Source organism: Pseudomonas sp. TREG-RG-20F-10-E-6-01, assembly GCF_022662455.1.
GTDB lineage: Bacteria > Pseudomonadota > Gammaproteobacteria > Pseudomonadales > Pseudomonadaceae > Aquipseudomonas.
The window spans coordinates 792,911-807,692 of sequence record NZ_JAKNQP010000003.1 but is presented as its reverse complement, the minus strand read 5'-3'; the positions used below and the strand labels follow the sequence as shown (position 1 = coordinate 807,692).

The following is a 14,782-nucleotide window of genomic DNA, read 5'->3' as shown; positions in this document are numbered from 1 at the left end:
CACCATGCTGAAGACATCTGCACTTACCCTGGCGGCGTTGCTGGCCTCATTGGGCGTGTCGGCCGCCGATGCGTTGCGCGTCGCCGCCGACCCGATTCCCCATGCACAGATCCTCGAATACGTGCAGAAGCTCGACCCGAGCCTGAACTTGAAGATCATCGAAATTCCCAGCGGCGTGAACTCCAACGAGTTGCTGGCCCATGGTGATGTCGACGCCAATTACTTCCAGCACCTGCCATTCCTCAATGCTCAGGAGCAGGCGCTCGGGCAGAAGTTCGCGGTGGCCGCTACGGTGCATATCGAACCGTTGGGCATTTACTCCCATCGCCATACCGGCTTCGCCCAGGTGCCGGACAAAGGCACGGTGGCGGTGCCGAACAACGTCACCAACCTCAGCCGCGCGCTGTACCTGTTGCAAGCCAATGGCCTGATCACGCTCAAGCCGGGTTTCAATGACGCGTCCAGGGAGCAGGCCACGCCCAAGGACATCGCCGAGAACCCCAAGCATCTGAAGATTCTGGAGATCGAGTCGCCGCAAATTCCGCGCGCGCTGGACGATGTGGACCTGGCGGTGATCAATGGCAACTTCGCCCTGGAAGCCGGGTTGGTGCCGGCCAAAGACGCCTTGGGCCTGGAGAAAGCCGAGGGCAACCCTTACGCGAATATCCTGGTGACCACACCAAAACTCGCGGATGACCCGCGCATCAAGCAACTGGCCAAGGACCTGCGCTCGCCGGAAGTGGCCAAGTTCATCAGCGAAAAATACGCGGGCTCGGTGATTCCGGTGGCGGCCGAATGATCGTCGTCGAGGGCGTCAGCAAAACCTACGCCGACGGCCAGCCGGCGGCCCTGGATAACGTGTCGTTGCGGATAAACGACGGGTCGATTTTTGGCATTGTCGGCCGTAGCGGGGCGGGTAAAAGTACCTTGCTGCGCTGCCTTAACCTGCTGGAGCGGCCCACCTCCGGGCGCATCCTTTTGGACGGCCAGGACCTGACCCAACTGAGCGACAGGCAACTGCGCGAGCAACGCCAGCGCATCGGCATGATCTTCCAGGGCTTCAACCTCCTGCATTCACGCACGGTGGCGGGTAACGTCGCGGTGCCGCTGGAAATCGCCAAGGTGCCCAAGGTTGAGCGCGCGGCGCGGGTGGCCGAGTTGCTGGCGTTGGTGGGCTTGAGTGACAAGGCTGAGGCGTTTCCTTCGCAGCTCTCCGGCGGGCAGAAACAACGCGTGGGCATTGCCCGTGCATTGGCGGCGCGTCCGGCGTATCTGTTGTCGGATGAAGCCACCAGCGCGCTGGACCCGCAAACCACCGCGTCGATTCTTGAGTTGTTGCGCGACATCAACCGGCAGCTGGGCGTGACCATCGTGTTGATCACCCATGAACTCGAGGTGGTCAAGGCCATCTGTGACAGCGCGGTGTCGCTGGCCGATGGACGTGTGGTGGAAAGCGGCACGCTGCTGCAATTGCAAGCCGACCCGGCATCGCACCTGGGCCGTTCGCTGGCGCCAAGCCTGCCGGTGGTGAGGGCCGTATGAAAACCGACTGGAGCGAGATTGTTCAACTGCTGCTCAACGCCACCGGCGAAACCCTGTACATGGTGCTGCTGGCGGGCATGTTCACGCTGTTGATCGGCTTGCCGCTGGGCGTGGTGCTGTTTATCAGCCGACGCGGCGGCTTGTTGCCTTTGCCACGGCTCAACCGGGCGTTGGGCGCCGTGATCAACCTGGGGCGGTCATTGCCGTTTGTGGTGATGCTGATCGCGTTGATCCCACTGACGCGCCTGATCGTCGGCACCACATTGGGCAGTACGGCGGCCGTGGTGCCGATCACGATTGGCGCTTTTCCATTTTTTGCGCGCATCGTCGAGACCGCCCTGGATGAAGTGGACAAGGGGCGCATAGAAGCCATCGTTGCCATGGGCGGTGACGTGCGTCATGTGATCCTCAAAGTGCTGCTGCCGGAAGCCTTGCCCGCGCTGGTGGCCGGGGTGACGCTGACGCTGGTGATGCTGATCGGCTTTTCCTCCATGGCTGGCGTGATCGGTGGCGGCGGGCTGGGCGACCTGGCGATTCGTTATGGTTATCAGCGTTTCAACAACCAGATCATGGTGGTCACGGTCATCGTTCTGGTGGTGCTGGTGCAGGGCGTGCAAAGCCTGGGGGATCGCTGTGTGAGGTCGCTGGCGCACCGCCGATCCTGACTTTGCCCCAGGGCGAAAAAGCCCCGCGGTCGGTCCGTAACATGGCCCTGATGTTTTCCGAGCCGCGCTCATTGCAACTGCTCGATTATTTGAAACGCGTCGGCCCCAGCGAAGCGCCGGTGTTGATCAATGGCGAGACCGGCACCGGCAAGTCCATTACGGCATGCTCAAGGGGCGCGCACGGCCTTGAGCAGCAGCGTCTCGAATAGCTGCTGCGCGCGTGGTTCATCACTGTGGGCGACATTAAAACGCATCGAATTGAGGTGCGCCGGGTCGTAACCGAACAAGGCGCCCGGCGCCAGAACCATGCTGTGTTTCAACGCTTGCTGGGCCAGCAGTTCGCCGTCCACTCCCTGCGGCAGCCGCGCCCAGATAAACATCCCGCCCTCGTACGCCATCGGCAGCTCGCAGCCGCAACGCTTGAGCCATTGCTCGACGCGCCCGCCGCACTCCATCAACCGTTGCACCATGCGCTTGCGGTGCTTGGCGTAGCTGCCTTCGTTGAGCATGCGATAGACCAGCTGTTCGAACAGCTCTGAGGTCACGCCGCCGCTCATCAACTTCATGTTGGTCAGGTTCGCCGCCAGTTGCGGTGCGGCCACCACATAGCTGACGCGGGTGTTGGCGCTGAGGATCTTGGAGAAACCTGACAGGTACGTGACCTGGTCCAGCCCGGCGAGAGCGGCCAGGCGCGGTGGCGGGTTGGGGTGCAGGTCGCCGTAGAGGTCATCCTCGACGATATGGCAGTGGTAGTGCTGAGTCAGTTGCAGCAAGCGAAACGCCTGGCTGGGGCTGAAGGAATGGCCGGTGGGGTTATGCAGCACGCTGGTGGTCAGGTACAGACTGGGGCGGTGTTCGGCCAGCAGCGCCTCAAGGGCGGCGAAGTCAAAGCCGTCGGGGCGGCGCTCGAGGGTCACCACGTTGACGCCGTGCAAGGCCAGGTTGGCGTGGAAGTTGAAGTAGCACGGCGCGTCCAGCAGCACGGTGTCGCCGGAGCGTGCGAGCAGACGCATGAGCATGTCCAGGCCTTGCACGGTGTTGGGCGTGGTGATGATTTGTTCCACCGGCACTGACAGGCCTTCGCTGTGCAGTTTTTGTTGCAGCGCCTGGCGCAGCGGCAACAGCCCGGCCGGCGCGCCCAGCCCGGCGATGCGCAACGACGGCGCGCGCACCACGCTGCGCAGGGCTTGGCGGATGGCGTCGTTGTTCAGCCAGTCCTCCGGCAAGTGCCCGCTGCCAGGGCGCAGCTCGCCGCCGGCGGTGACCAAGGGGCGGCGCAACACGCTGAGCAGGTCTTGGGGTAACAGGTCGACCCAGGTCATCGCGGCGGGGCGGGCGCTGTCCATCGCCACAAAGTAGCCGCGGCCCTGGCTGGAGGTCAGCAGGTTGCGCCCGCGCAGGCGGTCCAGCGCTTCATTGAGGGTGAATTTGCTCACGCCCAGGGTCTGGGTCAATTCACGCACCGACGGCAATTTGCTGCCCGGCGCCCATTCACCGTGCTCGATGGCGTGGCTGAACGCGTCGACAATCTGCTGAACCTTGGGTGTGCCGTCAACAAAGGCGATGGCGGATACAAACATAAACCTTCCTGGTATTTGCCGGTGATTTTACCGGCCATTCTTACCGGTAAAGTTCGGCCGGATTAGGCCTCACTTTACCTGCCCTGTGCAAGGCTGCCGCTCTAGACTGCGGGCCATCAATGACAGGGATTATGTGATGGAAAGCCAACTGATCAACCCCGGCGCGCCGTTCTGCCTGGGGGTGGCCCAGCATAAATACCTGGGGGCCGAAAAGGGCCTGCAAAGCGCCATTGAAGGGGGCTACAGCCACTGGTACATCGACGCCAGCCTGTTAGGTGAAAGGGTCGAGGACTGGACTGATGCGCGCATCGCCCGCCTGCAGGAGAAGATCGCGGTCAGCGGTGTTCAGCCGATATTTCACAGTAACTTCAAGGCGCCGCTGGGCAGCGATGTCGGTGCTTTTCGTGCGGCGGCGGTGGAGTACGTGGAACGAGAGGTCGATGTTGCCAGCCGTCTGGGCGCGCCGTTGATCATCCACGGCGGCTGCATCGTCGGGCCGCAAAGGGTGCTGGAGGCCAGGGACATTGCCCTTGAGCATTACCTCAAATCGGTCAAGGAGCTGGCGCAGTATGCCGAGGCCAAGGGGACGGATATCTACCTGGAGAGTCTGTCCAACTACGTCAACTACCGGATTTTCACCCACGAAGCGCAATTCGCCTTTGTGTTCGAGCACCTGCAAGCGCACAGCAATGTGTACTGCTTCCTTGACGCCGGCCACGCCCGCCTCGACAGCGGCTTGCCCGCGCAAGTGGTGCGCAAGTACCCCGCGCTGATCAAGGGCATTTCCTTCAGCAATCACAAGGAGGGGCACCACGCCGACAACTGCGCGTACGCCGAGGTGCTGCAGGCTATCGTCGAGACGAACTGGAAAGGCCTGGTGGCCTTTGAAACCTGTCACCACAGTGCGCAGGCCGCCCTGGCCGAGTTGGCGCGCGCCTTTGCCGTTGTTTCTTCCAATCCGGGTTTGGGCTCATGACAAGTACGTTGACGCTTTCTTCGTTTCTCTACTTTCTGCTGTTTTGCGCCACCATGACCTTCAGCCCCGGCCCGATGACCCTGCTGCTGTTGAGCCTGGGTTTGAAGGACGGCCTGCGCAGCTCGATCCCGGCGCAGATCGGCGCCAGTGTGGCGTACCTGATCTCGATCCTGATCTTTGCCGTGGGCTTTTCGGAGTTGATCAAGGGCAACCTTGCCATCACCCAGACCCTCCAGTTGGTGGGTGTGGCCTACATCCTCTACCTGGCCTACAAACAGTGGACCAGCAGCGGCGTATCGATCAACCGGGACGCTGCCGCGCAGGGCGCGCGCAGCCTGTTTGGCAAGGGCTTGCTGACCGGATTTTCCAACCCCAAGACCCTCATCATGTTCAGCGCCGTGTTCCCACAGTTTGCCGGGGCGGGAGGGCACAGCCGCGCGGCAGATATCGCCATCCTCGGGCTTACCTTTTTGTCGTTGCAGTTTGCCAGCGGCTGCCTGTATTGCTATTTCGGCCAGCGCATCAAGCACGTGCTGGAAAACCCCAGGCGACGGGTGTTGCTGCAACGGGTCACGGCAGTGCTGCTGCTGGGTGTGGCGCTGATGCTGGCGCGCGGTTTTTCGCACTGAGGGGCGCTATCCGCAGGCTTATGAGCGGTAGTGGCGATTTGACGTCGCCCTGATAGACTCCAGGCATTCATCCAGGATCACATCAAGCCATGTCAACCGCCGGAGGAAATGGACTTCCGCTCGCTTCACGGTTGTATAAGTCGCGCACGCTGGGGCTGACGCTCGGCTTTGTGTGCGTGGTGTTTGGCATGTTTCCCCTGCATCCCCCGCCTTGGGTGTGGGCGTGGATGCTGATCAACGCCTTTGTCTGGCCGCACATGGCCTATCTGTGGTCGCGCCGCGCCAGCAACTCACTGCGCAGCGAGCGCCGTAACCTGCTGTTTGATTCCTTTTGCGGCGGGTTCTGGGTCGGTGCCATGCACTTCAACCCGCTGCCCAGTGTCACCACGCTGTCGATGATGACCATGAACAACGTCGCCATTGGCGGGCCGCGCTTTATGCTGGCGGGCTGGGTGGCGCAGGCCTTGGGTGTCGGCGCGTCGTTGCTGGTGTTCGCCCCGGCGTTCATCGCCGTCACCACTGAAACCCAGCTTTACGCCTGCTTGCCGATTCTGATGGTGTACCCGCTGGCCCTGGGCTGGATCTGATATCGCCAGGCCGTGACCCTCGCCCGGCACAAACGCGAGTTGCTGGCGCTGAGCCGCACCGACAGCCTGTCCGGCCTGCTAAACCACGGTGCCTGGAAGGACCACCTGGAGATCGAGTTTCAACGCTGCCGCACAGAGCAGGTGGGCGCCGCCATTGCGCTGATCGACATCGACCATTTCAAGACTATCAATGACACCTACGGCCACGTTACCGGCGATATCGTGCTGCGCCAACTGAGCAAAGTGCTGCGACAGAACCTGCGCACCGCCGACCTTGCCGGGCGCTATGGCGGCGATGAGTTCTGCGTGATCCTGCCGGACATGCCCCTGCACCGCGCCACCGAAGTAATGGACGCCTTGCGCGATCGCTTCAACGCCCTGGCGTACACCCAAGACCCGACACTGCGCGCCAGCTTGAGCATTGGCCTGGCGCCGTATCAACCTGCGCATGCGGATTCGACCAGTTGGCTCAACGACGCCGACCAGGCGTTGTATGAAGCCAAGAGCAGCGGGCGCAACCGTGTGAGTTCAGTGCAAGGGAGTTGGTTGCGATCGGTCTAGTGGGGTAGGGTGTCGGCGCCCCCCCAACAAAAAAACAAGGATCGGTCCATGCTCTTCACCTTCTCCCGTACCCTCCTGGCCGCGACCCTGGCCTTGTCCTTCGCTGCGCCGGTCTACAGCGCCGAATCCCATAAACAGATCCAGGCCGGCGCCGAACAGTACAAGGCCCCCGCCCTGAAACTGCTCGAGCGCCTGGTGAATATCGATTCGGGCTCCGGCTACGAGCCCGGCCTGACCCAAGTGCGCGACATCGCCGTAGAAGAATTGAAGCAGCTTGGTTTCAACATCGAGCTGGTGCCGGACAAAGCCGCCAACAACAGTCATGTGATCGCCACCCTCAAAGGCACCGGCAAAGCCAAGATTTTGCTGATGGCCCACATGGACACGGTATTCAAGGAAGGCTCAGCCGCCGAACGCCCGTTCCACATCAAGGACGGCCGCGCCTATGGCCCCGGTGTGATGGATGACAAAGGCGGCATCGTCGCTGGCATCTATGCGCTGAAGGTACTCAAAGACCAGGGCTTCAAGGACTACGCACAAATCACCTTCCTGCTCGACGCCAGCGAAGAAACCGGCTCTGACGCCGCCTCCGAACTGATCCGCACCACCGCCAAAGGCCACGACGTCACCCTCAACCTCGAGCCCGGCCGCCCAGCCGACGGCCTGGTGGTATGGCGCAAAGGCAGCGCCACCGCCGTGGTCGAAGTCAAAGGCAAAGCCGCCCACGCTGGTGTCGCCCCGGAACTGGGCCGCAACGCCGCGATGGAAGCGGCGCACCAGATCCTGCAACTGGGCAAACTGGGCGACGAAGAGAAGAAAACTACCATCAACTTCACCGTGCTCAAGGCCGGCGACCGCGTCAACGTCATCCCCGACCAAGCGACGGCCAAGGCGGACGTACGTGCGGCATTGCCGGAAGAGTTCGACCGGATCGAGAAGGACCTGGCCCGTGTTTCGGCGAATAAGTTGATTCCGGACACCGAAGTCAAAACCAGTTTGCTGCGCGGTTTACCACCAATGCCGCAGACGCCGGAGTCGGACAAGTTGGTCGCAATCGCCCAAGGGATTTACGGGGAGTTGGGGCGTAAGTTGACCATCGAAGGCAGCGGCGGGGCAGCGGATGCCAGTTTGTCTGCCGGGGTTGGAACGCCGACGTTGGATGGGTTCGGGATTGTCGGTGGCAACATCCATACCCCAGAGGAATATGCGGAAGTGGAGAGTGTAGCGCCGCGAATTTACTTGCTTAGCCGGATGATTATGGAGCTCTCGAAGCGGTGACCGGGACGCCGGGTTCACTCATTTTTTGAGGGTGAACCTGGGTATCGGGTGAGTAGGTTTGTTGTGATGAGCCGGCTTATTGTGATGAGCAGGCTTGCCCTGCGCTGGACTGCGCAGCAGGCCCGAAACTGGCGACGCGGACTTGGCTGTAGAACCGCGTCGCCCTTGTTGGGGCTGCTGCTGCTGCTGCGCTGCGCAACACAACGCGAGCAAGCTCGCTCGCCACAGGTAAAGATCGAATAGTCTATTTAGAGGTAGTCTTTCAACGCTTTTCAAGGCTGTATAAAGTATAAATTAGATGTGGACCCTTCGATTTTTTTGGCTTTTCCCTCTTTTAGGTACTCAGTGAATTCGCGTTCCAAGAATTCTTTGTTGGTGTATTTTTTGTATTTATGTGGCAACTCGCACGCGTACATGTACAGTCGCCATGCGTCGAAGCCGTCGACTCTTCCGTCAGGGCCATAATCAAAGTCGATACATATTTCGGATAAGTAAACACAGCAACCAATCCCATGTAGTTCGTAGGTTACGCCGGCGGTGACTGGCCCTCGCTGGGGGATTTTTTTAGAGCGCCATAGACCCAGGATATTTTTGACTCCGAATGAGTTCTCAAGTAGAGCTGTTGCGCTTTTCACTCGCGCTAGATAATCGGTGATCAAATTTTCTATGGAGTGAGTCTTTATTGTTCTTGATCGAATCAATCTGCGGGGTCCTATTATTATAGTTTGATTTTTATGGGTTTGGAGCAAATGATAGATTTGAAAAATAAATGTCACCCTCAAAAGAAATGCATGCGATCCAGTCAGATTATCGCTGTAGAAAGTATGTGTGCTGCGAGGCTGTCGAAGTATATGTAATGTTAGGGGCAGGTCTTTAATGGTCTTGTATTGGTTTTTCAGAGGCTGCTTCTCTCTTATAGTGTTTAAGTCGTTCGAGTAGGGCATTCATGGGAGTCGATGGTTTGCAACACCACTGGCGTGTTGCCGAGGGGTACAAATCGGGAATCCATGGAACATGTGCACCAGAGTCAGGGGGCCGTCTTGCTTGCAGGCCGCAACGGCCGAGCTGGGCAGGATGGAGCGGTTGATCGGCGCGACGAGTGCCACCTCATCCCCGACTTTGAATACCTGATCGACATCCAGTGCCGAAAAGCTGACGTAGCTTTCGGCCCAGAGCTCGTAGGTATTGAGGCAGCGTTTGAAATCGCTGAGAACGGATTCGACGTCTCGCGTCTCGGAATCCATCACGGCCAGTACCAGAAGGCCAATGTGTTGGCGGGTGGCGGCGATCAAAAGACAGCCCCAATAACGGTGGCTTTAACGGAAAAAACCATCTGCAATCCCTCGCACTGTGTGATCAGGCGAAGGACTTTGCCGAGGTTTTCAGGTGGTATCTGTAGAGCTTATCCGGGTGTTGCGTGGGAGGTTTCGGTAGTCCTTGTCCTCTCTCGCCCAAGCACCAGACTGCACAGCGCCGGCAGGAACAACAGCGTCAACACCGTACCCACCAGTACCCCGCCAATCAGCACATAAGCCAGGGACGACCAGAACACCGACAGCGTCAGCGGGATAAATGCCAGGGCCGCCGCCAGTGCCGTCAAAATCACCGGTCTTGCGCGGCGCACGGTGGCTTCGATAATCGCTTCGTGAATCGCCATGCCGTGCTCCTGGTTCTGGCGGATCTGGTCGGTGAAGATCAGCGTGTTGCGCATCAGGATGCCGCCAATCCCGATCAAGCCCAGAATCGCGTTAAACCCGAACGGCTGGTTGAACAGCAATAAGGTCGGCACCGCGCCGATCAGGCCCAGGGGCGCGGTGGCGAAGACCATGAACATTACGCCGAACGAGCGCACCTGGAACATGATCACTGTGAGGGTCAGCAGGATCATGATCGGGAACAGTGCCGCCAGCGCGACGTTGGCCTTGGCGCTTTCTTCCACCGGGCCGCCGATGTCGATCTGGTAACCGGCCGGCAGCTTTGCGATCAGCGGTTGCAGGTCTTTGTACACGGCCATTTCCACGTCGGGCGGTTGTACGCCGTCGATGATGTCGGCGCGCACTTCCACGGTGCTTGCGCGGTTGCGGCGCTTGAGGATCGGTTCTTCCATGACCGCCTGAAAATGCCCGACCTGGGCCAGTGGCACCGAGGTGCCGGCGCTGTTGGTCAGGGTCATATTGTTGAGATTGCCGAGGTCTTCGCGCTGGTTGCCCTGAGCGCGAGCGACCACGGAGACGGTGCGATTGCCTTCGCGCACTTCAGTAATTGGGTTGCCGCTGAGCAAGGCATTGAGCTGCGATTTGACCTCGTTAGGCGTGAAACCCAGCAGGCGCAGGCGGTCCTGATCCAGCACCAGGCGATAGCCGCTGGTGCGCTCGCCCCAATCGAGAAAGGCGTCCTTGGTCAGCGTGTTGGCGGCGACAATGCGACGCACATCTTCGGACACGCCGCGCAGCACATCCACATTTGGCCCGGACACACGAAACACCACGGGAAACGGCACGGGCGGGCCGAACAGCAATTGCGTGACACGCACGCGCGCAGCCGGAAACTCACCGGCGGCTATGCGCTCACGCATGCGCAGTTTCAGCGCATCACGGGCATGCGAGTCCGGGGTTTGCACAATCAGCTTGGCAAACGCCGGGTCGGGCAACTCGGGGTTCAGCGACAGGAAAAAGCGCGGCGCACCGCCGCCCACATAGGTGTCGACCAGGCGGGTCTGTGGCTCTTGCAGCAGGGCTTTCTCCAGCTGCGCCGCCACCGCCTCGGTGCTTTTGAACGCGCTGCCGGGCGGCATGTACACCTCAAGGATCAGTTCGGAACGGTCGGAATTGGGGAAGAACTGCTTCTTCACCACGCCCATCCCTAAGCCGCACAGCACAAAGGCCGCCACCACCAAGCCAGTCACCCACCAGCGCCTGCGCACACAGGCTTGGACCACACCACGCAGTTTCTGGTAGTAACGGCCGGCGTAAATGGCGTCGTGGCCGCCCGGCACCGGTTTGATCTGCGGCAGCAATTTCACGCCCAGGTACGGTGTGAACACCACCGCCACCAGCCAGGATGAAATCAGCGCAAAGCCGACGATCCAGAAGATATTGCCGGCATATTCCCCGGCGCCCGAGCGTGCAAAACCCACCGGCAGAAAGCCGATGATCGTCACCAGCGTGCCGGTCAGCATCGGCGCAGCGGTGGAGCTCCAGGCAAAGGTGGCGGCGTGAATCCGGTCGAAGCCTTCCTCCAGTTTCACCACCATCATCTCGATGGCGATAATCGCGTCGTCCACCAGCAAACCCAGGGAAATAATCAGCGCGCCCAGGGTAATACGGTCGAATTCACGCCCGGTCAGCAGCATGATCACAAACACCACGGACAAGGTCAGCGGCACTGCGGCGGCCACCACCAGGCCCACGCGAAAGCCCAGCGCCAGCAGGCTGATGACCATCACCACGGCCAGGGCGACGAAGAATTTGAGCATGAATTCATTCACGGCCAGGCTGATGTTTTTTGCCTGGTCGGAGACCTTGGCGAAGTTCACGCCCAGCGGCAGATCGGCCTGAATGTTGGCTTCCTGGGCCTTGAGGCTTTTGTCCAGCTCCAGGCCGTTCCAGTGCTTTTCCATGATCACGCCGAGCATCAGCGCCGGGTCGCCCTGATGGCGAATCCGGTAGCTGGGCGGGTCTTCATAGCCACGACTGACGGTGGCCACATCGGCAATGCGCAGCACGCGACCGTTGACTTCCAGCGGCACGTTTTCGATCAGCGCGAGGCTGTCGAAGGCGCCGTCGATACGGATATAGGCGCGGGCGCCGGCGGTTTCGACGAAGCCCGATGGCGCTACGGCGTTCTGCGCGGCGAGGGCGGCGAAGATCTGATCGGGCTTGATGCCCAGGGTAGCCAGGCGCTCGTAGGAAAACTCGACAAAGATCCGCTGGGCCTGCTCGCCGAGGATGTTGACCTTTTTCACGCCCGGCAGGTTGAGCAAGCCCTGGCGCAGTTCTTCAGCCATTTGCACTTGCTGGCGATGTGGCAAGTGCTCGGCTTCCAGTGCGTAAAGGGCGAAATACACGTCGGAATATTCATCGTTGAAGAACGGCCCGATTACGCCTTTGGGCAGTTTCGCCGCTTCATCGCTGAGTTTTTTGCGGGTCTGGTAGAACAGGTCCTGGATTTCACTGGGGCGCGTGGACTCTTTGTAGGTCATGCGCATCGACACAAAACCCGGTTGGGCGATGGTCTCGACGCGGTCGTAGTAGTCCAGTTCCTGCAGACGCTTTTCCAGGCGGTCGGCGACTTGCTCCTGCATTTCCTGTGCGGTTGCGCCGGGCCAGGCGGCGGTGATGGTCATGACCTTGACGGTAAATGAAGGATCTTCGGCGCGCCCCAGTTGACCGAACGAGAAGATGCCGGCGGCGAGGATCGCGATGATCAGAAACAGCGTGACTGCGCGGTGTTTCACCGCCAGTTCGGAGAGGTTGATGCCGCGCATGCTCAGTGGTCCTGTTTGCGATTGAGGGCCAGCACCTGGGCGGGCAGCAGGCGCACCGCGTCACCGCTGTGCAGCAAGTGCGCGCCCAGGGCGACGATGGTCTGGCCGGGTGTGAGGCCGCTGTCGAGCAGGGCGTCTTCCTGGCCGAGACTGGCGACTTTGACGGGGGCGAAGCTGACTGTGTCATCAGCACCAATCAACCACACGCCGGTGCCTTGCCCGGCGTCCTGCAACGCGCCGATGGGCACGCGGGTTTGCTGGGCCTGGCCATCGCCTTGCAGGCGGACGGTGATTGTCGAGCCAAGGGCGAAACGGTCAACGGCGCCGTGCAACACGTAGCGCGCGCGGTAGGTGCGGGTGGTCGGGTCGGCGCTGGCGGACAGCTCGCGCAGGGTGGCAGTCACGGCCTGGTCCGGCGCGCCGAAGGGGAACGCCAAGGCTTTTTGTGAGGCGTGGTCGCGTTGGTTTTCCGGCAGGTTGACGATGGCTTCGCGAGCGCCGTCATGGGCCAGGCGCGCGACGATTTGCCCTTCGGCGACGACTTGGCCGCGGTCCACGCGCACGTCGGTGATGATGCCGTCGCCGTCAGCCTTGAGCACCGAGTAGGTGCGGCGATTTTCGATCTGGCTGGCGTCCGATTGCGCCGAAGCCAGCTCAGCTTCGGCGACGCGCAGGTTGGTCGCCGACTGGTCGAAAATCTGCCGCGACACGGCGCCGGTGCTGGCCAGGCGCTGGTAGCGGTTTTCATCATCGCGGCGCTGGCGCACTTGCGCCTGGGCCGCGTTCACGCGGTTCTTGGCCGAGCGCAGGGCCAGCTCGAAGTCGCCGATGTCCAGCACCAGCAAGGTATCGCCACGGGAGACGTGCTGGCCGGGGTCGACCTTGCGGTCTATGACCTTGCCACTGACCCTGAAGCCCAGGTCGCTTTCTGTGCGCGCAGCCACCACGCCGGTGTAGGCGCTTTGCTGGGTGCCGGCGGCTTCGACTTTGGCTGCGAGCACGGGGCGGGGCGGCGGTACTTCGGCGGCGGTGTCGGCCTTGCTGTTGCAGCCACCGAGGAGGATCAACAGGGCCAAGGGCGTGAGAAGACGCAGGGGAAGAGGGGTCATGACGGGCTCCGGGGGTAACCAGTGAATAAAAAATTATGGACATAATTTTTTACGCATATTATGGTCGAAATATAAATTAATCCAGCCCCCGGATACTCCCCATGGCAAACACCCCGGCCCCCTCGCGAAGCTTGTTGTTTTTACTGGTGGCCCTAACGGCACTGGGTGAAGTGTCGACTCAATTGATCATCCCTGGCCTTGGCGCCATCGAGCAGGCGCTGGCGGCGCCAGCCGGTTCGGCGCTGATGGCGTTGTCGGCGTTTGTAGCTGCATTCGGCCTCGGGCAGTTGCTGTTCGGGCCGTTGTCGGACCGGATCGGCCGTCGTCCGGTGTTGATCGGCGGCCTGGCGCTGTATGTGCTGGCGACCTTGGCGATGCTGCTGGTCAACGACATCGGCCAATTCATTGCCGCCCGCGTGTTGCAAGGCCTCGGCGCCTGCGCCGCATTGGTGTTGGCGCGCACCGTGGTGCGTGATGTGTGGCAAGCCGAAGCCGGGCCGGCCCTGGCGCTGACCATGATCGGCATGCTCTACGCCATTGTCGTCGCGCCGATGATCGGCGGGCTGCTGATCAAGCTGCTGGGCTGGCACGCGCCAATTGTTTTGGCCCTGATCATCGGCAGTGTGGTGCTGGTGTTGGCTGTGCTGTTCTTTCGCGAGAGCAACCACTGCCTCGATCCCACGGCCGGCCATTGGCGTACCCTCGGCGGGCAATACCTGGATCTGCTAAAGGGCCGTCAATACCGGGCGTACGCCGTGGCATTGGCGTGCACCTATGGTGCGATGTTCTCGGTGATTGCGGGTTCGTCGGCAGTGTTTATCAACCTGCTGGGTTTCAGCAGCCTTGAGTACGGCATCAATTTTGGCGTGATTGTGTCGATGCTGATCGTCGGTTCCACCTACACCCGGCGCAACATCATGCGCCTGGGGCCGCAGCGGATTGTGGCGATGGGCGTGACACTGGTGGCCATCGGCGGCCTATCGGCGGTGCTGATTTACGAGCTGTTCGGCCTGTCGGTGCTGGGTCTGGACCTTCCGGTGGCACTGGTGACCCTGGGCGGTGGCCTGGTGCTCCCCGGCGCGGTCACGGGCGCGGTAATGCCCAACGCGCACCGTGCGGGCTTGGCCGCTGGGCTGATGGGGTTTGCGCAGATGTTTGGCGCGACCTGCAGCGGCCTGTTGCTGAGCCATTTGCGCGATGGCAGTGCCACGCCGATGATCGTCATTGAGGCCAGCTTTGCGGTGTTGGCGTTTGTCGCGTTCCACCTGCTGCGCCAACGTCCGGTCAAGGGACTGTCCTATACGTAGGACGATCAGGGCTGCTTTTGCCGGCTAGTGTTCAGAAGCCGACGGACTTATGGTGTAGGCAC

12 protein-coding genes and 1 pseudogene are annotated in these 14,782 nt (G+C 61.2%); 9 read left to right on the top strand and 4 right to left on the bottom strand.

Annotation, left to right across the window (positions count from 1 at the left end):
- Window positions 1–4 precede the first annotated feature (4 nt).
- The 4 genes from L8K08_RS13925 to L8K08_RS13910 are packed head-to-tail and all read left to right on the top strand — an operon-like array spanning window position 5 to window position 2,416.
- Window positions 5–799, top strand: a complete 795-nt coding sequence (locus L8K08_RS13925) for a MetQ/NlpA family ABC transporter substrate-binding protein (protein WP_242197849.1) — start codon at window positions 5–7, stop codon at window positions 797–799.
- A complete protein-coding gene (locus L8K08_RS13920; protein ID WP_242197846.1) occupies window positions 796–1,542 on the top strand; it encodes an ATP-binding cassette domain-containing protein in 747 nt (248 codons plus the stop codon). Before L8K08_RS13925 ends, L8K08_RS13920 begins: the two co-directional genes overlap by 4 nt.
- The gene (locus L8K08_RS13915; RefSeq protein WP_145165815.1) at window positions 1,539–2,207 is read left to right on the top strand and encodes a methionine ABC transporter permease; all 669 of its coding nucleotides are present in this window, start codon (window positions 1,539–1,541) and stop codon (window positions 2,205–2,207) included. The genes L8K08_RS13920 and L8K08_RS13915 overlap by 4 nt, the downstream gene beginning before the upstream one ends.
- Window positions 2,208–2,248: 41 nt before the next feature.
- Window positions 2,249–2,416, top strand: coding sequence for a sigma 54-interacting transcriptional regulator (locus L8K08_RS13910; protein WP_242197842.1), 168 nt, complete (start codon window positions 2,249–2,251; stop codon window positions 2,414–2,416).
- Here L8K08_RS13910 and L8K08_RS13905 read toward each other — a convergent pair.
- The gene (locus L8K08_RS13905) at window positions 2,375–3,787 is read right to left on the bottom strand and encodes a PLP-dependent aminotransferase family protein (RefSeq protein WP_242197839.1); all 1,413 of its coding nucleotides are present in this window, start codon (window positions 3,785–3,787) and stop codon (window positions 2,375–2,377) included. The two genes, L8K08_RS13910 and L8K08_RS13905, sit on opposite strands and share 42 nt — an antisense overlap.
- Before the next feature lie 136 nt (window positions 3,788–3,923).
- Between L8K08_RS13905 and L8K08_RS13900 the strand changes: the two genes are divergently transcribed.
- From L8K08_RS13900 to L8K08_RS13885, 4 genes and pseudogenes are all read left to right on the top strand, one after another.
- The gene (locus tag L8K08_RS13900) at window positions 3,924–4,763 is read left to right on the top strand and encodes a TIM barrel protein (protein ID WP_242197837.1); all 840 of its coding nucleotides are present in this window, start codon (window positions 3,924–3,926) and stop codon (window positions 4,761–4,763) included.
- The gene (locus L8K08_RS13895) at window positions 4,760–5,392 is read left to right on the top strand and encodes a LysE family translocator (RefSeq protein WP_242197836.1); all 633 of its coding nucleotides are present in this window, start codon (window positions 4,760–4,762) and stop codon (window positions 5,390–5,392) included. Before L8K08_RS13900 ends, L8K08_RS13895 begins: the two co-directional genes overlap by 4 nt.
- An 89-nt stretch (window positions 5,393–5,481) precedes the next feature.
- Window positions 5,482–6,540 (top strand): annotated as a pseudogene (locus L8K08_RS13890) (diguanylate cyclase).
- A gap of 48 nt (window positions 6,541–6,588) precedes the next feature.
- Window positions 6,589–7,818 carry a M20/M25/M40 family metallo-hydrolase gene (locus L8K08_RS13885; protein ID WP_242197834.1) on the top strand — a complete coding sequence of 410 codons (1,230 nt, stop codon included), beginning with the start codon at window positions 6,589–6,591 and terminating at the stop codon, window positions 7,816–7,818.
- 944 nt (window positions 7,819–8,762) lie between these two features.
- Here L8K08_RS13885 and L8K08_RS13880 read toward each other — a convergent pair.
- The 3 genes from L8K08_RS13880 to L8K08_RS13870 all read right to left on the bottom strand — a co-directional run bounded on the left by L8K08_RS13880 (window position 8,763) and on the right by L8K08_RS13870 (window position 13,413).
- Window positions 8,763–9,110, bottom strand: coding sequence for a hypothetical protein (locus L8K08_RS13880; protein ID WP_242197831.1), 348 nt, complete (start codon window positions 9,108–9,110; stop codon window positions 8,763–8,765).
- Window positions 9,111–9,220: 110 nt separating this feature from the next.
- On the bottom strand, window positions 9,221–12,304 hold the full coding sequence (locus L8K08_RS13875) for an efflux RND transporter permease subunit (protein WP_242197828.1): 3,084 nt from the start codon (window positions 12,302–12,304) through the stop codon (window positions 9,221–9,223).
- Between the two features lie 2 nt (window positions 12,305–12,306).
- Complete coding sequence (locus L8K08_RS13870; protein WP_242197825.1) at window positions 12,307–13,413, bottom strand: efflux RND transporter periplasmic adaptor subunit; 1,107 nt, start codon at window positions 13,411–13,413, stop codon at window positions 12,307–12,309.
- Between the two features lie 101 nt (window positions 13,414–13,514).
- Here L8K08_RS13870 and L8K08_RS13865 point away from each other — a divergent pair, with 101 nt between their 5' ends.
- Window positions 13,515–14,720, top strand: a complete 1,206-nt coding sequence (locus L8K08_RS13865; RefSeq protein WP_242197822.1) for a multidrug effflux MFS transporter — start codon at window positions 13,515–13,517, stop codon at window positions 14,718–14,720.
- The last annotated feature ends 62 nt before the right edge of the window (window positions 14,721–14,782 follow it).